Origin of the sequence: Neorhizobium sp. LMR1-1-1.1 (genome assembly GCF_040675795.1) — a bacterium.
Lineage (GTDB): Bacteria > Pseudomonadota > Alphaproteobacteria > Rhizobiales > Rhizobiaceae > Neorhizobium > Neorhizobium cellulosilyticum.
The window spans coordinates 1,472,533-1,490,629 of the sequence record NZ_JBEGHE010000001.1 but is presented as its reverse complement, the minus strand read 5'-3'; the positions used below and the strand labels follow the sequence as shown (position 1 = coordinate 1,490,629).

Sequence of the window (18,097 nt, the reverse complement as noted above, 5' to 3'; positions counted from 1 at the left end):
CCTATCGGGGAAATTATACATGGCGACGGCCGATGCGCTGATCAACGCAATGACGACAATGCTGGTGACGCTGGACCCACCCGGCCTCGCCCCGGTCTTCCTTGGCCTTACGGTCGGCATGACGGCTGTACAACGCAAGCAGGTGGCCCTGCGCGGCTCGGTCATCGGCTTCGGCATCCTGACCGTGTTCGCGCTGTTCGGCGCCGGCGTGCTCGGCCTGCTCGGCATCTCGATGGGAGCGTTCCGCATAGCAGGTGGCATGCTGCTTTTCTGGATTTCCTTTGAAATGGTCTTCGAGAAGCGGCAGGAGCGCAAGGAAAAGACCTCGCAGGCAGCCATCACCATCGACCATATCCGGGACCTTGCCGTATTTCCTCTGGCTATCCCGCTGATTGCCGGCCCCGGCGCGATTTCCGCCACGGTTCTGCTTGCCGGCACGTTCACGAGCCCATTTGACCGGGCGCTTCTGATCTCCGTCATCGCACTGATGATGCTTATTCTCTATGTGACGCTGCTGCTTGCCGAACGGCTGGACCGCATTCTCGGCGTTACCGGCCGCGCGATCCTGACCCGACTTCTCGGTGTATTGCTGGCCGCACTCTCAGTGCAATTCGTGGTGGATGGCGTTCGCGCAGCCTTCAATCTGTGAACTGCCGACATCGGTCTTTTGACAGACGACAAATCAGTTGCTTCTGATAGAAGCAGGCGCCGCCAAAGATTCCGGCGACGCAATTGTCTGACTGAAGGAAATATCGATGTTGTCCATGCTGCGCCGGATGCTGCCCGATACTCAGCTCGTCAGCAAAACGGAGCGGCTACGCGCCTCGTCGGGTGCGCTTTTGGGAATACTGATCACCGGGCTTGTCGCAGGCCTCGCCGTCGGCCTTGACCCTGCCCTGCCCGCGCTCATTGCGCCGATGGGGGCTTCAGCCGTATTGCTGTTCGCCGTCCCGGCCAGTCCCCTCGCCCAACCATGGTCGATCCTTGGTGGAAATACGGTGGCTGCTATCACGGGCGTATCGGTGAGCCTGCTGGTTGCCGATCCATTCGTTGCAGCGGCGCTGGCGATCGGCATCGCCATCGGACTGATGATGACGCTTCGCTGCCTTCACCCGCCGAGCGGCGCAATCGCACTGACCGCCGTGCTCGGAGGGCCTTCAATCCACGATCTCGGTTACACCTTCGTCATATGGCCTGTTCTTGGAAATTCTTTGGCTCTGCTTGCTCTCGCACTGCTTTACAACAATGTCACCGGCCGCAGATATCCGCATCGAGCAAGCCTTGCTCCAGTCGATCACCGAACCAGGGATCCAGCGCCCATCCAACGAATTGGTTTTTCTTCGGACGATCTGGACGAGGTGCTGAAGGACTATGATGCATTTCTCGATATCGATCGGGATGATCTCGAATCCATCCTGAGACGCACCGAGCTGCGCTCCTATCGCCGCCGGGCAGGCGATCTGACCTGCAAGGAAATCATGTCCAGGGATGTCGTTGCGGTGGCACCGGATGAGAGCTTGCGCAATGCCCACGTCATCATGCGCAGCCGTCACCTGAAGGCACTGCCAGTCACCAATGATGCAGCCGAAGTCGTCGGGATCGTTACCCAGACCGACTTTCTTGACAAGCCCAACTGGATAAAAGGAGAGCCGACAATCGGTTTTCGTCACCGTTTGCGGCTGATTGCACAGGGCGCCTCGGCGGCCAATGGGACGGTTAAGGACATCATGACGTCCCCCGTCAAAACGATCCGCCCTGACGCGTCACTCTCCGATGCGATCATCATGTTTGCGGAGCAGGGGTTGCACTATCTGCCGGTGGTCGCGGAAAACAGGAAAATGGCCGGCATTCTCTCGCAATCGGACGTATTGATAGCCACGCTCGAGGCAGCGACAAAAGGCGATGGTCGCCTATAGAGACGTCCTTAGCGATCGGTCCGCTTTGCCTTCAGGATCCGCTTCCAGATCGTTCCGCCGAGGAATTTGTTGAAGACGACAAAATAGGCGACGATCAGCGCGAAACACAAAAGCGCCAGCCATCCGTCAAGTGCGAAACCACCATCCGTGCGACCTCCGAAAATCGAAGCCACCAGAAATCCGGAAGCCCAGAAAATCGTGAAGAAATCCAGGATGGCAGCGAGAACGATCCGCCATGTCGCGGGTTGTCTGCTGATATTGGCGGCGTCGCTCATTTATAGTTTCCGATCCGTTATATTGCAGCGCTCATGAAAGAGGCGCCTCGCGGCGCCTCTGATCAGAACGGAATATCGTCATCCAGATCGCGGGAGAAGTTTCCGCCGCCGGACTGGCCGCCACGGCCGCCCTGCCCGCCACCTTGATTGCCACCCTGGCCGCCGGAGCGCGGGCGATCGTAATCGTTGCCGCCGCCACCATAACCGCCGCCGAAGTCGTCACCGCCACCGCCGAAGTCGCTCGAGCCGCCGCGACCGCCGCCGAAGCCGCCGCGATCACCGCCGCCTTCGCCGCGACCATCGAGCATGGTCAGCGTTGAATTGAAGCCCTGCAGCACGACTTCCGTCGAATAACGGTCACTGCCGCTCTGGTCCTGCCACTTGCGGGTCTGCAGCGCGCCTTCGATATAGAGCTTGGCACCCTTCTTTACATATTGCTCGACAACCTTGCACAGGCCTTCGTTGAAGACGACGACGGTGTGCCATTCGGTCTTTTCCTTGCGCTCGCCGGAATTGCGATCGCGCCAGGTTTCCGACGTCGCGATGCGAAGGTTGGCGATCGGACGGCCGTCCTGGGTCCGACGGATTTCCGGATCTGCACCCACGTTGCCGATCAGAATGACCTTGTTGACGCTACCTGCCATAATCTTCTCACCTTACTTTGCCGCCACCGCGGCCTAAATCCAATCCGTTCACCATAGACCATAGGCCGGGCAAGGCGCGACCTCCCCCCTATCCCTCATCCACAGGCAAAGTTCCCTCTAAATGAAATCAGGTCCCGGGTTTTCATTGGCTGGATATTTTGTTCTTTATTTGTTCTATTTTATTCCTATACTCCTGTCAACGGAGTCGGAACCGTAGCCGATTGCGGCAGTTTCGCCTCGACAGGCGCGGATCAATGACTACATAAGGGCCTTCAAATCCTCCCAGATGGGCCTCTCCAAAGGCATGACGATGAGCGAACTCAAGACCATTTCCATTCGCGGTGCGCGCGAGCACAATCTGAAGGGCGTCGATCTCGACCTGCCCCGCAATTCGCTGATCGTGATGACCGGCCTTTCAGGCTCGGGCAAGTCCTCGCTTGCCTTCGATACGATCTATGCGGAAGGCCAGCGCCGTTATGTGGAAAGCCTGTCGGCCTATGCCCGCCAGTTTCTGGAAATGATGCAAAAGCCGGATGTCGATCAGATCGAAGGCCTGTCGCCGGCGATCTCGATCGAACAGAAGACGACCTCGCGCAACCCGCGCTCGACGGTCGGCACGGTCACCGAAATCTACGACTATATGCGCCTGCTTTTTGCCCGCGTCGGCGTTCCCTATTCTCCCGCCACTGGCCTGCCGATCGAAAGCCAGACGGTCAGCCAGATGGTCGACCGCGTGCTTGACTTCGAGGAAGGTACGCGCCTTTACATTCTCGCGCCGCTGATCCGCGGCCGCAAGGGCGAGTACAAGAAGGAACTCGCAGAACTGATGAAAAAGGGCTTTCAGCGCGTGAAAGTCGACGGCCAGTTCTATGAAATCGTCGATGTGCCTACCCTCGACAAGAAATACAAGCACGATATCGATGTCGTGGTCGACCGTCTGGTCGTCCGTTCGGATATTGGTGCAAGACTGGCAGACAGTCTTGAAACCTCGCTGAAGCTGGCCGACGGTCTCACGGTCGCAGAATTTGCCGACAAGCCGCTGCCGGCAAACGAAACAGCTGCCGGCGGTTCGGCCAACAAATCGCTCAACGAAACCCATGAGCGCGTGCTGTTTTCGGAAAAGTTCGCCTGCCCGGTTTCCGGCTTCACAATTCCGGAAATAGAACCCCGGCTGTTCTCCTTCAACAACCCTTTCGGCGCCTGCCCCACATGCGACGGCTTGGGTTCACAGCAGAAGGTAGACGAGAATCTCATCGTTCCGGAGCCGGCGCGCACGTTGCGTGACGGCGCGATCGCGCCTTGGGCCAAATCTTCTTCACCCTATTATAATCAGACGCTTGAAGGCCTCGGAAAGGTATTCGGCTTCAAGCTGTCCGACCGCTGGGACAAGCTTTCCAGCGACGCGCAAGCCGCGATCCTCAAGGGCACCGAGGAGAAGATCGAGTTCAACTATGTCGACGGTGCCCGTTCCTACAAGACGGTCAAGAATTTCGAAGGCATTGTGCCGAACCTCGAGCGTCGCTGGAAGGAGACTGACAGCGCCTGGGCGCGCGAGGAGATCGAACGCTACATGTCGGCGGCCCCCTGCCCGGCCTGCGCCGGTTATCGGCTCAAGCCGGAAGCCTTGGCGGTGAAGATCAACAAGCTGCATATCGGCGAAACGACGGAAATGTCGATCAAGGTGGCGCGCGACTGGTTTTCGGCGCTGCCCGAACACCTGAACACCAAGCAGAACGAGATCGCGGTGCGCATCCTCAAGGAGATCCGCGAACGCCTGCAGTTTTTGAACGATGTCGGTCTCGATTATCTCAGCCTGTCGCGGAATTCAGGGACGCTGTCGGGTGGTGAAAGCCAGCGCATCCGGCTTGCCTCGCAGATCGGCTCGGGTCTGACCGGTGTGCTTTACGTGCTCGACGAACCGTCGATCGGCCTGCATCAGCGCGACAATGCCCGGCTTCTCGAAACGCTGAAGCACCTGCGCGATATCGGCAATACGGTTATTGTCGTTGAACACGACGAGGATGCGATCCTGACGGCCGATTATGTCGTCGACATCGGCCCTGCCGCCGGCATTCACGGCGGCACGGTTGTCGCCGAAGGCACGCCGCAGCAGGTCATGGCGAACCCCAAGTCACTGACCGGTAAATACCTGTCGGGCGAACTCGGCGTCGCCGTTCCGGCCGAGCGCCGCAAGCCGAAGAAGGGCAAGGAGATCAAGGTCGTCGGGGCTCGCGGCAACAACCTCAAGAATGTCACGGCATCGGTGCCGCTCGGCGTTTTCACGGCGGTTACCGGCGTGTCGGGCGGTGGCAAGTCCACCTTCCTGATCGAGACTCTCTACAAGTCGGCTGCCCGCCGTGTGATGGGCGCGCGTGAAATCCCGGCGGAACACGACCGCATCGACGGGTTCGAGCATATCGACAAGGTGATTGATATCGACCAGTCGCCGATCGGCCGCACACCGCGCTCCAACCCGGCCACCTATACAGGCGCTTTCACGCCGATCCGTGACTGGTTCGCCGGCCTGCCGGAGGCGAAGGCACGCGGTTATGCGCCCGGTCGTTTCTCGTTCAACGTCAAGGGTGGTCGCTGCGAAGCCTGCCAGGGTGACGGTGTCATCAAGATCGAGATGCACTTCCTGCCGGACGTCTACGTCACCTGCGATGTCTGTCACGGCAAGCGCTACAATCGCGAAACACTCGACGTGCATTTCAAGGGCAAGTCGATTGCCGACGTGCTCGACATGACGGTCGAGGAAGGGGTCGAGTTCTTCTCGGCAGTCCCGGCTGTGCGCGACAAGCTGCAGGCGCTGTTCGATGTCGGCCTCGGCTATATCAAGGTCGGCCAGCAGGCGAACACGCTGTCAGGTGGTGAAGCGCAGCGCGTCAAGCTCGCCAAGGAACTGTCGAAACGGTCTACCGGCCGCACGCTCTACATTCTCGACGAACCGACCACCGGCCTGCATTTCCATGATGTCGCCAAACTGCTGGAAATGCTGCAGGAACTGGTCAACCAGGGGAATTCTGTCGTGGTCATCGAGCACAATCTCGAAGTCATCAAAACGGCCGACTGGATCATCGACATCGGTCCCGAGGGCGGCACCGGCGGCGGTGAGATCGTCGCACAGGGTACGCCAGAACAGATCGTCAAGGAGAAGCGGTCCTATACCGGTCATTTCCTCAAGGAGCTTTTGGAACGGCGCCCGGCGAAAAAGGTCGAGGCTGCAGAGTAACGCAGGCAGCCATCAGGAGGGAAGATGAGCAAGAGTGGTACGATCCGCAGCGGTATCGGCGGCTGGACCTTCGAGCCTTGGGAGGGCACATTCTACCCCGAAAAGCTCGCTAAGAAACGGCAGCTGGAATATGCCGCGAGCAAGCTCTCGGTGATCGAGGTCAACGGCACTTATTACGGTTCGCAAAAACCTGAGACCTTTGCCAAATGGGCTTCGGAAGTGCCGGACGGCTTTATATTCTCGCTCAAGGCCAGCCGCTTCACCACGAACCGCAAGGTTCTGGCGGATGCTGGCGAGTCTATCGAGAAATTCCTGACGCAGGGACTGGTTGAGCTGGGAGACCATCTCGGCCCCCTGCTCTGGCAATTCGCGCCGACCAAAAAATTCGAGCCTGAAGATTTCGAGGCGTTTTTGAAGCTGCTGCCGGAAAAGCTGGAGGGCCTGCCACTGCGCCATGTCGTCGAGGTTCGCCACGATAGCTTCAAGGTGCCGGAATTCGTGGCGCTTTTGGAAAAATACAATATTGCACCGGTCTGCGCCGAGCATTTCGACTATCCGATGATCGCCGATGTCACTGCCGATTTCGTTTATGCGCGCTTGCAGAAGGGCTCGGACGATATTCCGACCTGTTATGCCGATGGAGACATGAAAGAATGGGCAAAGAGGCTCACCACTTGGGCCGAAGGTGGCGTGCCGAACAGCTTGCCGCTGGTCGATGAAAAACGGACGGTGAAAAGAGAATCGCGTGACGTGTTCTCCTTCTTCATCCACGAAGGCAAGGTGAATGCTCCGCAGGGTGCAATGGCCATGCAGGCGCTGATCGGCTAAAGCAAATCCAGCAAAGTGGGAACCGGTTTTGCGTCCGGAATTACGTTGAAAGAAATATATAGAGCGGTTTCGCGTTTCAAAGAAACGCGGCAACGCTCTAAAAACGGGCCACAAGGTCGGCCATGGCGTGGCCTGCTTGTCCGGCAAGATCCTCGGCTGTCATATAGGGCCCGGCCAGTCCGGCAGCCTCACCGTGCAGATAGACACCTGCGGCAGCCGCCTCGAAAGCCGGCAGGCCCTGTGCCAGAAAAGCGCCGATCATGCCAGCCAAAACATCGCCGGATCCGGCGGTGGCAAGCCATGGCGGGCCGTTGGTGTTGATCGCAACGCGACCGTCAGGCGAAGCGATAACCGTGTCCGCCCCCTTATAGACGATTGCCGCATGGGCACGCCGCGCCGCTTTCAATGCCTTATCCGGCTTACTCGATGTCTCGTCGGCAGCGATATCGGGAAACAGGCGACCGAACTCCCCATCATGCGGGGTCAAAACCAGGTGTGTCTCGCCATCCTCAAAGGCATCGAACAAGATGGCAGGATCATCCCTGAACGAAGTTATGCCGTCTGCATCCAGCACGAGCGGGCTGTCTTTCAACGCCAGCACCAAGTCGCGGGCGCGGCTGCCGACGCCAAAGCCAGGACCAAGAACAAAGGCCGACAGTTTGGCGGTCTCCAGCCAATCGCTCAATTCTGCGTTGGTATCGACCTTTTTCAACATCACGGCCGTAAGCTGCGCAGCATTGGCCGCCATCGCGTCTTCAGGTGACGCTAGCGTAACCAGCCCCGCTCCGGTTTTCAGGCCGGCGATTGCCGACAAGCGTGCGGCGCCTGTTTTGGACGTCTCTCCCGAAAATACAGCAAGGTGCCCTCGCCGGTATTTGTGACTATCAGCACCGACAAAAGGCAGATGCGCCGACCAGATCGGCGGCCCGTTTTCAGATATCGAGCCTCCGGCAGCCTCGATAATGCGCCGAGGAATGCCGATGTCGGCAACCTCGATGTCTCCGCAGAGAGACTTTCCAGGAAGCAGGAGATGGCCCGGCTTCCTCGTCATGAAGGTTATGGTGCAATGCGCCTTAAAAGCGGCGCCGAGAGGCTTGCCGCTTCGTCCATCGACACCCGAAGGCAGATCGACTGCCAGCACCGGCACTCCGGCTCTCTCCACCGAGGAAATCACGCCCGCGATCTCGTCTGAAACCTTGCGCGATAGGCCTGCGCCGAAAAGCGCATCGATAACGACATCACCGGGCTGCGGCTGGAACTCGCGAAGCGGAGCGACGCTGCCCCCCCACAATTGGAAAGCCAGTGCGGCATCTCCTTTCAGATCATCGGGATCTCCAAGAGCATGAACCGATATCTTTGCGCCACCGTCCGCAAGCTGTCGCGCGGCGACATAGCCGTCTCCCCCATTGTTTCCCGGTCCGCAGAGAACTGCGAAACGCACCGCAGCGGGAAAATGAGACAGGGCAGTTGCCGCAACGGCGTAACCGGCGCGTCGCATGAGACCGAAGGATGGGATCCCCGATTCCGCCGACATGCGATCGACGCACGCCATTTCGTCAGGTGTCAGCAGAATATGCGATGGAAGGTAGGCCATACCGTACTTCATCTCAAACCCGCATAAAATACAAGCAGAACTGGTCGACCTCAAAATGAACAATAAAAGTTCATTTGCACACTTAATGTGCAAATCGATTTCGATTGTATCCGTTCGAAATTTCGCATTTCTGTCACGAAACGAGCCGGTGCGGCGTCATTCCACATCGAATTCGGTGAAAATGGGGCGCTGGCGAGGCTTTCCGGCATGGAAACGGACAGGAATACGTGCAAAATGAGAATATCCTTTTGAAAGTCCAACATTAGTTTGGCACGATATCTGCATTGGCATGGCCGAGTGGGTCGAAGACCCGCGCATGGGGAGAAGCGGAGATATAGTTTCTCATGAAGAAGATCGAAGCGATCATTAAACCTTTCAAGCTCGACGAAGTGAAGGAAGCCCTTCAGGAAGTCGGATTGCAGGGTATTACGGTAACCGAAGCCAAAGGTTTCGGTCGCCAGAAGGGCCATACCGAACTTTACCGCGGCGCCGAATACGTCGTGGACTTCCTGCCCAAGGTTAAGGTGGAAGTGGTTCTTGCCGACGAGAATGCCGAAGCCGTTATCGAAGCGATTCGAAATGCGGCACAGACTGGACGGATTGGCGACGGCAAGATATTCGTTTCCAACGTCGAGGAGGTCATCCGTATCCGCACAGGCGAAACGGGTGTAGACGCGATCTAGCCGCTCGGCGTGACCGTTCATATCGTTACTGAAATCGAGGAACCTGTAATGACGAGCGCAAGCGAAATCATGAAACAAATCAAGGAAAACGACGTAAAGTTCGTTGACCTTCGCTTTACCGACCCGCGCGGCAAGCTGCAGCATGTGACGATGGATATTTCCGCCGTCGACGAGGACATGTTCGCCGATGGTGTCATGTTCGACGGTTCCTCGATCGGAGGCTGGAAGGCGATCAACGAGTCCGACATGGTGCTCATGCCCGATCCGGCCACCGTGCATATGGACCCTTTCTTCGCCCAGTCGACAATGGTCATCTTCTGCGACATCCTCGACCCGGTTTCAGGCGAATCCTACAACCGCGACCCGCGCGGTACGGCCAAGAAGGCGGAAGCCTATCTCAAGGCATCCGGTATCGGCGACACGATTTTCGTTGGTCCTGAGCCGGAATTCTTCGTCTTCGACGACGTGAAGTACAAGGCAGATCCGTACAATACCGGATTCAAGCTGGACTCATCCGAACTGCCGTCGAACGATGACACGGATTACGAGACCGGCAATCTCGGCCACCGTCCGCGCGTCAAGGGCGGCTATTTCCCGGTCCCGCCGGTCGACAGCCTGCAGGACATGCGTTCAGAAATGCTGACCGTGCTCACCGAAATGGGCGTGGTCGTCGAAAAACATCACCACGAAGTGGCTTCCGCCCAGCACGAACTTGGCGTCAAGTTCGACACGCTGGTGCGCAACGCCGACAAGATGCAGATTTACAAGTACGTCGTGCATCAGGTCGCCAATGCCTACGGCAAGACGGCCACCTTCATGCCGAAGCCGGTTTACGGCGATAACGGCTCGGGCATGCACGTCCACCAGTCGATCTGGAAGGACGGCAAGCCGACTTTCGCCGGCGACGAATATGCAGGCCTGTCGGAAAGCTGCCTCTACTACATCGGCGGCATCATCAAGCATGCCAAGGCGATCAACGCCTTCACCAACCCGACGACGAATTCCTACAAGCGTCTGGTTCCCGGTTATGAAGCTCCGGTTCTGCTTGCCTATTCGGCACGCAACCGTTCCGCCTCCTGCCGCATCCCATTCGGCTCCAACCCGAAGGCAAAGCGCGTCGAGGTTCGTTTCCCCGATCCGGCACAGAACCCGTATCTCGGTTTTGCCGCCATGCTGATGGCAGGTCTAGATGGCATCAAGAACAAGATCCATCCGGGCAAGGCGATGGACAAGGATCTTTACGACCTTCCGCCGAAGGAATTGAAGAAGATCCCGACCGTCTGCGGTTCGTTGCGTGAAGCGCTCGAAAGCCTCGACAAGGATCGCAAGTTCCTGACCGCCGGCGGCGTGTTCGACGACGACCAAATCGATGCCTATATTGAACTGAAGATGACCGAAGTGATGCGTTACGAAATGACGCCGCACCCAGTCGAGTTCGATATGTATTATTCGGCGTGATCGGCCGGACAAAACGACATGCGGTTTAAACCGCATCCAGAAACGGCGGGCTTTCCCGCCGTTTTTGTTTTCAAACGGTCTCAGCCGCACGCGGCAATATTTTGTTCCTGGTGAAAGATGGCTCCCCAAGCAAAGCCTGAAACAGGCCGGCCTGTCGACTGGCTGATTTTCTCCCTCGTCCCGATTTTCTTTTCCAGCAACATGATCTTCGGTCGCGGCATTATCGGTGATGTCGCGCCCTATACAACGGCCTTCCTGCGCTGGGCTGGATCGACCGCGATCATGCTACCTTTCATCTATTCCGATCGCCGCGCCAGCGCGCTTTTCGTGCGCAACCATTTCTGGCTCTGGTTGCTGCTCGGCGGTCTCGGCATGGGCATTTGCGGCGGCCTTGTCTACTGGTCGCTGACCTATACGAGTGCGGCCAACGGCACGCTGATCTATACGACCTCGCCGCTTTTCATCATTCTGTTCCAATGGATGTTCAGCGGCCGCAAGATCAGCGGCAGGGAACTGGCCGGCATGCTGGTCGCCTTTGCCGGGGTGATATCGATCGTATTGCGCGGCGATCCCGCAGCGCTTCTCAATCTCAGCTTCAATATCGGCGATCTCGGCATTCTCGTCGCCGCCATTTCCTTTGCCATATACTCGATACTGCTGAAGGACCCTGCCCTTCGGAACCTGTCACCCCTGGCGCTGTTCGGCATGATCGCGCTTTCGGGCGCGCTGGTTCTCCTGCCACCAAGCATCTGGGAGGTCTTGAATAATGGACCTGTGCCCGATTCGGCCTCGGACTGGTGGAAGATTGCCGGAATGGTCGTTTTCGCCTCGCTTGCTGCCTTCTTCTGCTTCCAGCATGTGGTGCGTGTATTCGGGCCCGCGACAGGCGGCATCACGCTCTATCTCATGCCTCCTGTTTCCATCGTCATGGCGATGTTTTTCCTTGGAGAACCCTTCGAGACTTATCATGCGCTCGGTATCGTGCTTGTATTGGGCGGCGTCGTACTTGCATCTCTCAAGAGCAGGAGACACATTAGGGAGTGAAAGGCGGCATAGAGCACGGATAAACACCACATCTTGATGTTTGAACGCCTCGCCACCACATTATTCTGTGAAAGGACATCGCACCATGAAACAGAAAAACGCAAAATTCACGATTGGGGAGGTCGTCCGTCACAAAGTATTCCCGTTCCGTGGCGTCATATTCGACGTGGACCCGGAATTTGCGAATACTGAAGAGTGGTGGAATTCGATCCCGTCGGAAATCAGGCCCGCCAAGGACCAGCCATTCTATCATCTGCTCGCCGAAAACGACGACACTGAATACGTCGCTTATGTTTCGGAACAGAATCTTGAGCACGACGAGAGCGAACAGCCGCTGCGCAATCCGCAAGTCTACCAGATTTTCGAACCGCGTGACGGCGGCCAGTTCAAGCCCAAGATGATCCTGGCGCATTAGGCCGTCTACAGCCCGAACGAAAAAAGCCCGGCATGACCGGGCTTTTTTCATGGCAGCGGATCACCGCCAGCGACAGGAAAGTGGTTTGCCGCACCTGCAGCTTACTAGCCGAAGATTTCGTGGCTAAGGAGCTTCCAGCTCTCTTCGTCGGTCGCAAGCAGCAGGCCGCCGTCGACATGATGGGGGAGATAGGCGGAGCCATCCAGCCTGCGGATGTAACCGCCCGCCTCCGTGCCGATCAATGTCCCTGCAAGATGATCCCACGGCATCAACTTGTTATAGATCGCGAACTGGACATGACCGCCCGCAAAGGTGCGGTATTCATGGGCTGCACAGCGATAGCTGGCGAAAAGCCGAACCTTGGCGAGATTGGCCAGGATCTTCTCACGCTCGTGACCGAAGAAATAGCCTGCCGAAGCCATCCCGATCATGTCGCCGAGGGGCTGGGGGGCTGCGACGGCCAGTTTTACCGCCTCTCCATCCGGGCGACGAAGGAATGCACCGGCACCTTTCTCCGCCATGACCCAGTCATCACCCATCGGATCGTAGATGATGCCGGCCACCGTTTCGCCCTTGTAGACGACTGCCGCCATGACGCCGAAGGCGGGAATGCCGGAGGCGAAATTGAAGGTTCCGTCGATCGGATCCACGACGACGGCCAGTTCCGCATCGGCCAGTTTGCCGAGCAGAGACGGATCTGCCGCAACGGATTCTTCGCCGACGAAAAGTGCGCCCGGCACCACATTGTCGATCTCCCGCCGGATCATGCGTTCTGCCGCTTCGTCCGCCTCCGTCACCAGATCCGACGGCTCGCTCTTGGAGCGGATGTCATCGCCGCCCAGACGACGAAAACGAGGCAATATTTCGGCCTTGGCGGCAGCTTTCAGGAGGTCGGCAAGCTTCAGGACGTCGAGCGGCAAAGTCATTTGAAATCCAATCTGCGTTTTAAGATGGCAAGATCAGTCGCCGGCCGAGGCCGACAGGCCGGTAAAGTCAAAGAGTTTAGGGTCAAGAAGATGGGACGGGTTCACATGCGCGAGCGCACGCAGCATCGTGTCCTTGCGGCCCGGCATGCGCGTCTCGATATCGGCAAGCATCTGCTTCATCGCATTGCGCTGCAAGCCATCCTGCGAGCCGCAAAGGTCGCAGGGGATGATCGGGAACAGCATCGCCGCTGAAAACTTCGCCAGATCGTCCTCGGCGCAATAGGCCAGAGGCCGCAGCACCATAAGGTCACCCTCGTCGTTCAAAAGCTTGGCCGGCATGCCGGCAAGACGGCCACCGTGAAAGAAGTTCATGAAAAAGGTTTCAAGAATGTCCTCGCGGTGATGACCAAGGACCAGAGCCTGACAGCCCTCCTCCCTCGCCACGCGGTAGAGATTGCCGCGGCGCAGCCTGGAACAGAGCGAGCAATAGGTGGCGCCCGAAGGCACCTTTTCCTTCACGATCGAATAGGTATCGCGATATTCGATGCGATGTTTCACACCGATCGAGGTCAGATAATCCGGCAGAATGTGTTTGGGAAAATTCGGCTGTCCCTGATCGAGATTGCAGGCGATCAGTTCGACCGGCAACAGTCCACGCCACTGCAGATCGAGCAGAACGGCGAGCAGCGCATAACTGTCCTTGCCGCCGGACAAGCCAACCAGCCAGCGTTGCTGATCCTTCAGCATGCCAAAATCTTCGAATGCCTGGCGAACCTGGCGCAGCAAGCGCTTACGCAGCTTGTTGAACGAAACCGAGTTCGGCGCATCGCGAAACAATGCAGGCGCAAGACCGGTTACGGCCTCGTCCATCTCGTCTTCGATGACAGCGTTCAATCCCATGGCAAACCTCATGCAAGACGGGCGGCCAGAAGCCGCCCGGTCGTTTGTTTCAATCAGGCGCCAAGTGCGGCCGCAACCGCCTCGATCGCCTCGTTGGCGTTGGTGCCGTCCGGACCGCCTGCCTGGGCCATGTCAGGCCGGCCACCCCCACCCTTGCCGCCAAGTGCGGCAGAAGCGATGCGCACCAGATCGACGGCACTGAACCTGCTGACCAGATCTTCGGTCACGGCGACAACTGCACTTGCCTTGCCATCCTCCGACACGCCGATCAGCGTGACGACGCCGGAACCGAGCGATGCCTTGCCTTCGTCGGCCAGGCCCTTCAGGTCTTTGGCGTCTATACCGGCCAGCACGCGGCCCATGAACTTGGTGCCTGCGATTTCGCGGGCATCGGAGCCCGTGCCGCCTTCACCTCCGCCCATGGCGAGACGACGCTTGGCATCGGCCAGTTCCTTTTCGAGCTTGCGGCGCTCCTCGAGTAGAGCCTCGACGCGAGACACGACGTCCGAAGGCTGAACCTTCAGCGCGCCGGCCAAACTCTTCACACGATCGTCCTGTTCCGACAGATAGGCGCGGGCCGCTTCACCGGTTACGGCTTCGACACGGCGAACGCCGGCGCCGACGGCGCTTTCCGACAGAACGCGGACCAGACCGATATCGCCGGTCGCATTGACATGTGTGCCGCCGCAAAGCTCGATCGAATAAGGCTTGCCGGCCTTCGGTCCATCGATTGCCGTTCCCATGGAGACGACGCGAACTTCATCGCCGTATTTTTCGCCGAACAGCGCCATCGCGCCTTCGGCAATCGCGTCATCGACGCTCATCAGGCGGGTGGTGACCTTGGCATTTTGGATGATGATGGCATTGGCCATTTCTTCAACGCGCTGCAGTTCCTCCGCCGACATCGGCTTCGGATGCGATACGTCGAACCGCAGGCGCTCGGGCGCTACCAGCGAGCCCTTCTGGGCGACATGGGTGCCGAGCACTTCACGCAGCGCCTCATGTAGCAGATGCGTTGCCGAGTGGTTGGAGCGCAGGCGCGAACGGCGGGCGTGATCCACCGTCAGGATGACGGCGTCGCCGACCTTCAGCTTGCCTTCCGAAACCTTGGCAATGTGAACAAACAGTCCCTCGCCCTTCTTCTGCGTGTCAGAAACAGCAACCTTGCCATTATCGGTGGAGATGACACCTGCATCGCCCATCTGACCACCGGATTCGCCGTAGAACGGCGTCTGGCTGACGACGATCTGGACGTCTTCGCCGGCAGCAGCGGTATCAACCGCCTTGCCGTCCCTGACGATCGCCTGGATTACACCTTCGGCCCTCTCGGTGTCGTAACCGAGGAATTCGGTAGCACCGTGTTTTTCCTTCAGCTCGAACCAGATCGTTTCGGTCGCCTTGTCGCCGGAGCCTGCCCAGTGCGACCGGGCTTCCGCCTTCTGGCGCTCCATCGCATCGGTAAAGCCGGCGATATCGACGCCGATCTCGCGGGCGCGCAATGCGTCCTGTGTCAGATCGAGCGGGAAGCCGTAAGTGTCATAAAGTTTGAAAGCGGTCTCGCCGTCGAGCATGTCGCCCTTATCGAGATCGGTCGTCGCATCGGAAAGGAGCGTAAGGCCGCGCTCCAGCGTTTTGCGGAAGCGGGTTTCTTCCAGCTTCAGCGTTTCGGACGTGAGCGCCTCGGCACGAACCAGCTCCGGATAGGCGCGGCCCATTTCCTGGATGAGCGTCGGCAAGAGCTTGTACATGACCGGCTCCTTCGCACCCAGAAGCTGGGCGTGACGCATGGCGCGGCGCATGATGCGGCGAAGGACGTAACCGCGCCCTTCATTCGACGGCAGGACACCATCGGCAATCAGAAAGGCTGAGGAGCGAAGATGGTCGGCGATGACGCGGTGGCTGGCGCTACCTTCCGCCTTGACGCCCATGACGTCTTCGATCGTGCCGATCAGCGTGCGGAACAGGTCAGTGTCGAAAACGCTCTGCTTGCCCTGCAGCACGCAGGCCATACGCTCGAGGCCCATGCCGGTATCGATCGACGGACGCGGCAACAACGAGCGCTCGCCCGGTGCGGTCTGCTCGAACTGCATGAAAACGAGGTTCCAGAATTCAAGGAAACGATCGCCATCCTCTTCCGGCGAACCGGGAGGACCGCCCCAGACGTTTTCGCCCTGGTCGATGAAGATTTCCGAGCACGGACCGCAGGGACCGGTGTCGCCCATCTGCCAGAAATTGTCGGAGGTCGGGATGCGGATGATCTTGTCGTCGGAGAAACCGGCGATCTTCTTCCACAGGGTCGCAGCTTCCTCGTCCTCGGAATAGACGGTTACCAACAGCCGGTTCTTCGGCAGGTCAAAACCTTCGGTGACGAGCTTCCAGGCAAGCTCGATCGCATTCTCCTTGAAATAGTCGCCGAAGGAGAAGTTGCCGAGCATTTCGAAGAAGGTCAGGTGGCGGGCGGTATAACCGACATTGTCGAGGTCGTTGTGCTTGCCGCCGGCGCGCACGCATTTCTGTGAGGTGGTCGCGGTGGAATAAGGCCGCTTTTCAAGACCGGTGAAGACGTTCTTGAACTGCACCATGCCGGCATTGGTGAACATCAGCGTCGGGTCGTTGCGCGGAACGAGCGGGCTCGAATCCACAACCTCGTGGCCGTTCTTCTTAAAGTAGTCGAGGAAGGTCGACCGGATGTCATTCACGCCGCTCATGCTACGCCCTTTTCAACCGCCGATGCGGTACCAGTATTTGAAGTCAAAAGGCTTGTATCGTCCACATAAGCGACTGTCCAGCCGAACAGAAAACCGGCCGCACATCTTGCGATGGCGGCCGGTAAAAAGTGACATCAGGTAAACAGAAGAGGTGTCCTGCCTGCGGCGGAATGCCCCTCACCCAATCAAATCAGTCGTCGGCGGATCCGTCACCGTCATTGGCGTCCGGACCACCGTTCTGCAGGAAACGATCTGCGATCAGGCCGGCATTCTGGCGCAGCGAAGTTTCGATCTCGCGCGCAAGTTCCGGATTTTCGCGCAGGAATGTCTTGGCGTTTTCGCGCCCCTGGCCTAGACGCTGGCTGTTATAGGAGAACCAGGCGCCCGACTTCTCGACAATACCGGCCTTGACTCCAAGATCGACAAGTTCGCCGGTCTTCGAAACACCTTCGCCATACATGATGTCGAACTCGACCTGCTTGAAGGGAGGCGCCATCTTGTTCTTGACGACCTTGACGCGGGTCTGGTTGCCCACGACTTCCTCGCGCTCCTTCACCTGGCCGATACGACGGATATCGAGACGAACCGAGGCGTAGAATTTCAGGGCGTTACCGCCGGTCGTCGTTTCCGGCGAACCAAACATCACGCCGATCTTCATGCGGATCTGGTTGATGAAGATCACCATCGTGTTCGACTTGGAGATCGACGCGGTCAGCTTGCGCAGCGCCTGGCTCATCAGACGAGCCTGAAGACCCGGCAGGCTGTCCCCCATCTCGCCTTCGATTTCGGCGCGCGGCGTCAGCGCAGCAACCGAGTCGACGACCAGAACATCGACAGCGCCGGAACGGACCAGTGTGTCGGTGATTTCCAAAGCCTGCTCACCGGTGTCCGGCTGCGAGATCAGGAGGTTCTGCAGGTCGACACCGAGCTTGCGGGCATAGACCGGATCAAGCGCGTGTTCAGCATCGACGAAGGCGCAGATGCCGCCCTTCTTCTGGGCTTCTGCAATCGTCTGCAGCGCGAGTGTCGTCTTACCCGAACTTTCCGGGCCGTAAATTTCGATGATACGGCCCTTGGGGAGACCGCCAATGCCGAGCGCAATATCGAGGCTGAGAGAGCCGGTAGAAACCGTCTCGATCTCGACGATACTGTCGTTCGAACCGAGCTTCATGATCGAGCCTTTGCCGAAGGATCGTTCAATCTGCGAGAGTGCTGCTTCGAGCGCCTTACTCTTGTCCACGCCTTTTTCCTCTACGAGCCGCAATGTGTTCTGTGCCATGAGATCCCACCTTTAGGTTATTGCCGCCGCGCAAGCAATGAAGCAGCCGATGGGATATTCGTACTCATTTTGTTCTTATTTTGCAAGCCCCGCCCAAGTGCCTGCAACGAAAACATTATTTCACCTTTGTTCCGCTAATGTTCACGCCATCTTCCGGCTGTGGAAAGATCGATTGGAATCAACAGCTTCGGCAAC

15 protein-coding genes are annotated in these 18,097 nt (G+C 58.4%); 8 read left to right on the top strand and 7 right to left on the bottom strand.

Annotation, left to right across the window (positions count from 1 at the left end; genetic code table 11):
* The first annotated feature begins 19 nt into the window (after window positions 1–19).
* Window positions 20–649 carry a MarC family protein gene (locus MRBLMR1_RS07185; protein WP_148144357.1) on the top strand — a complete coding sequence of 210 codons (630 nt, stop codon included), beginning with the start codon at window positions 20–22 and terminating at the stop codon, window positions 647–649.
* A gap of 106 nt (window positions 650–755) precedes the next feature.
* Window positions 756–1,916, top strand: coding sequence for an HPP family protein (locus MRBLMR1_RS07180; protein WP_148144356.1), 1,161 nt, complete (start codon window positions 756–758; stop codon window positions 1,914–1,916).
* Between the two features lie 8 nt (window positions 1,917–1,924).
* On the opposite strand, the gene MRBLMR1_RS07175 is transcribed toward MRBLMR1_RS07180, so the two are convergent.
* Window positions 1,925–2,191, bottom strand: a complete 267-nt coding sequence (locus MRBLMR1_RS07175) for an RDD family protein (protein ID WP_148144355.1) — start codon at window positions 2,189–2,191, stop codon at window positions 1,925–1,927.
* Window positions 2,192–2,253: 62 nt separating this feature from the next.
* On the bottom strand, window positions 2,254–2,835 hold the full coding sequence (locus MRBLMR1_RS07170) for a single-stranded DNA-binding protein (protein ID WP_148144354.1): 582 nt from the start codon (window positions 2,833–2,835) through the stop codon (window positions 2,254–2,256).
* 310 nt (window positions 2,836–3,145) lie between these two features.
* Here MRBLMR1_RS07170 and uvrA point away from each other — a divergent pair, with 310 nt between their 5' ends.
* On the top strand, window positions 3,146–6,067 hold the full coding sequence (gene uvrA, locus MRBLMR1_RS07165) for an excinuclease ABC subunit UvrA (protein WP_500064015.1): 2,922 nt from the start codon (window positions 3,146–3,148) through the stop codon (window positions 6,065–6,067).
* Between the two features lie 24 nt (window positions 6,068–6,091).
* The gene (locus MRBLMR1_RS07160) at window positions 6,092–6,895 is read left to right on the top strand and encodes a DUF72 domain-containing protein (protein ID WP_148144352.1); all 804 of its coding nucleotides are present in this window, start codon (window positions 6,092–6,094) and stop codon (window positions 6,893–6,895) included.
* Between the two features lie 97 nt (window positions 6,896–6,992).
* On the opposite strand, the gene MRBLMR1_RS07155 is transcribed toward MRBLMR1_RS07160, so the two are convergent.
* Entirely contained in the window at window positions 6,993–8,489 is a 1,497-nt protein-coding gene (locus MRBLMR1_RS07155; RefSeq protein ID WP_148144351.1) for an NAD(P)H-hydrate dehydratase, read from the bottom strand.
* A 344-nt stretch (window positions 8,490–8,833) separates the two neighbouring features.
* Between MRBLMR1_RS07155 and MRBLMR1_RS07150 the strand changes: the two genes are divergently transcribed.
* The 4 genes from MRBLMR1_RS07150 to hspQ all read left to right on the top strand — a co-directional run bounded on the left by MRBLMR1_RS07150 (window position 8,834) and on the right by hspQ (window position 12,089).
* Complete coding sequence (locus tag MRBLMR1_RS07150) at window positions 8,834–9,172, top strand: P-II family nitrogen regulator (protein WP_003515720.1); 339 nt, start codon at window positions 8,834–8,836, stop codon at window positions 9,170–9,172.
* 48 nt (window positions 9,173–9,220) lie between these two features.
* Window positions 9,221–10,630 carry a type I glutamate--ammonia ligase gene (gene glnA / locus MRBLMR1_RS07145; RefSeq protein ID WP_112455651.1) on the top strand — a complete coding sequence of 470 codons (1,410 nt, stop codon included), beginning with the start codon at window positions 9,221–9,223 and terminating at the stop codon, window positions 10,628–10,630.
* A 117-nt stretch (window positions 10,631–10,747) separates the two neighbouring features.
* The gene (locus MRBLMR1_RS07140) at window positions 10,748–11,674 is read left to right on the top strand and encodes a DMT family transporter (protein ID WP_148144350.1); all 927 of its coding nucleotides are present in this window, start codon (window positions 10,748–10,750) and stop codon (window positions 11,672–11,674) included.
* A gap of 85 nt (window positions 11,675–11,759) precedes the next feature.
* Window positions 11,760–12,089: a heat shock protein HspQ gene (gene hspQ, locus MRBLMR1_RS07135; RefSeq protein WP_148144349.1), complete on the top strand. Its 330-nt coding sequence runs from the start codon at window positions 11,760–11,762 to the stop codon at window positions 12,087–12,089.
* Window positions 12,090–12,193: 104 nt separating this feature from the next.
* Here hspQ and MRBLMR1_RS07130 read toward each other — a convergent pair whose 3' ends face one another.
* The 4 genes from MRBLMR1_RS07130 to recA all read right to left on the bottom strand — a co-directional run bounded on the left by MRBLMR1_RS07130 (window position 12,194) and on the right by recA (window position 17,902).
* Complete coding sequence (locus tag MRBLMR1_RS07130; protein WP_148144348.1) at window positions 12,194–13,015, bottom strand: inositol monophosphatase family protein; 822 nt, start codon at window positions 13,013–13,015, stop codon at window positions 12,194–12,196.
* A 33-nt stretch (window positions 13,016–13,048) separates the two neighbouring features.
* Window positions 13,049–13,915 carry a tRNA 2-thiocytidine(32) synthetase TtcA gene (ttcA, locus tag MRBLMR1_RS07125; protein WP_148144347.1) on the bottom strand — a complete coding sequence of 289 codons (867 nt, stop codon included), beginning with the start codon at window positions 13,913–13,915 and terminating at the stop codon, window positions 13,049–13,051.
* A gap of 53 nt (window positions 13,916–13,968) precedes the next feature.
* A complete protein-coding gene (alaS, locus tag MRBLMR1_RS07120) occupies window positions 13,969–16,623 on the bottom strand; it encodes an alanine--tRNA ligase (protein WP_148144346.1) in 2,655 nt (884 codons plus the stop codon).
* Window positions 16,624–16,813: 190 nt separating this feature from the next.
* Window positions 16,814–17,902: a recombinase RecA gene (gene recA, locus MRBLMR1_RS07115; RefSeq protein ID WP_148144345.1), complete on the bottom strand. Its 1,089-nt coding sequence runs from the start codon at window positions 17,900–17,902 to the stop codon at window positions 16,814–16,816.
* Window positions 17,903–18,097 lie beyond the last annotated feature (195 nt).

Excerpts from the sequence above, each read along its gene's own strand:
- MRBLMR1_RS07185 (WP_148144357.1), top strand. The coding sequence starts at position 20 with ATGGCGACGGCCGATGCGCTGATCAACGCAATGACGACAATGCTGGTG.
- MRBLMR1_RS07180 (WP_148144356.1), top strand. The coding sequence starts at position 756 with ATGTTGTCCATGCTGCGCCGGATGCTGCCCGATACTCAGCTCGTCAGC.
- MRBLMR1_RS07175 (WP_148144355.1), bottom strand. The coding sequence starts at position 2,191 with ATGAGCGACGCCGCCAATATCAGCAGACAACCCGCGACATGGCGGATC.
- MRBLMR1_RS07170 (WP_148144354.1), bottom strand. The coding sequence starts at position 2,835 with ATGGCAGGTAGCGTCAACAAGGTCATTCTGATCGGCAACGTGGGTGCA.
- uvrA (WP_500064015.1), top strand. The coding sequence starts at position 3,146 with ATGAGCGAACTCAAGACCATTTCCATTCGCGGTGCGCGCGAGCACAAT.
- MRBLMR1_RS07160 (WP_148144352.1), top strand. The coding sequence starts at position 6,092 with ATGAGCAAGAGTGGTACGATCCGCAGCGGTATCGGCGGCTGGACCTTC.
- MRBLMR1_RS07155 (WP_148144351.1), bottom strand. The coding sequence starts at position 8,489 with ATGGCCTACCTTCCATCGCATATTCTGCTGACACCTGACGAAATGGCG.
- MRBLMR1_RS07150 (WP_003515720.1), top strand. The coding sequence starts at position 8,834 with ATGAAGAAGATCGAAGCGATCATTAAACCTTTCAAGCTCGACGAAGTG.
- glnA (WP_112455651.1), top strand. The coding sequence starts at position 9,221 with ATGACGAGCGCAAGCGAAATCATGAAACAAATCAAGGAAAACGACGTA.
- MRBLMR1_RS07140 (WP_148144350.1), top strand. The coding sequence starts at position 10,748 with ATGGCTCCCCAAGCAAAGCCTGAAACAGGCCGGCCTGTCGACTGGCTG.
- hspQ (WP_148144349.1), top strand. The coding sequence starts at position 11,760 with ATGAAACAGAAAAACGCAAAATTCACGATTGGGGAGGTCGTCCGTCAC.
- MRBLMR1_RS07130 (WP_148144348.1), bottom strand. The coding sequence starts at position 13,015 with ATGACTTTGCCGCTCGACGTCCTGAAGCTTGCCGACCTCCTGAAAGCT.
- ttcA (WP_148144347.1), bottom strand. The coding sequence starts at position 13,915 with ATGGGATTGAACGCTGTCATCGAAGACGAGATGGACGAGGCCGTAACC.
- alaS (WP_148144346.1), bottom strand. The coding sequence starts at position 16,623 with ATGAGCGGCGTGAATGACATCCGGTCGACCTTCCTCGACTACTTTAAG.
- recA (WP_148144345.1), bottom strand. The coding sequence starts at position 17,902 with ATGGCACAGAACACATTGCGGCTCGTAGAGGAAAAAGGCGTGGACAAG.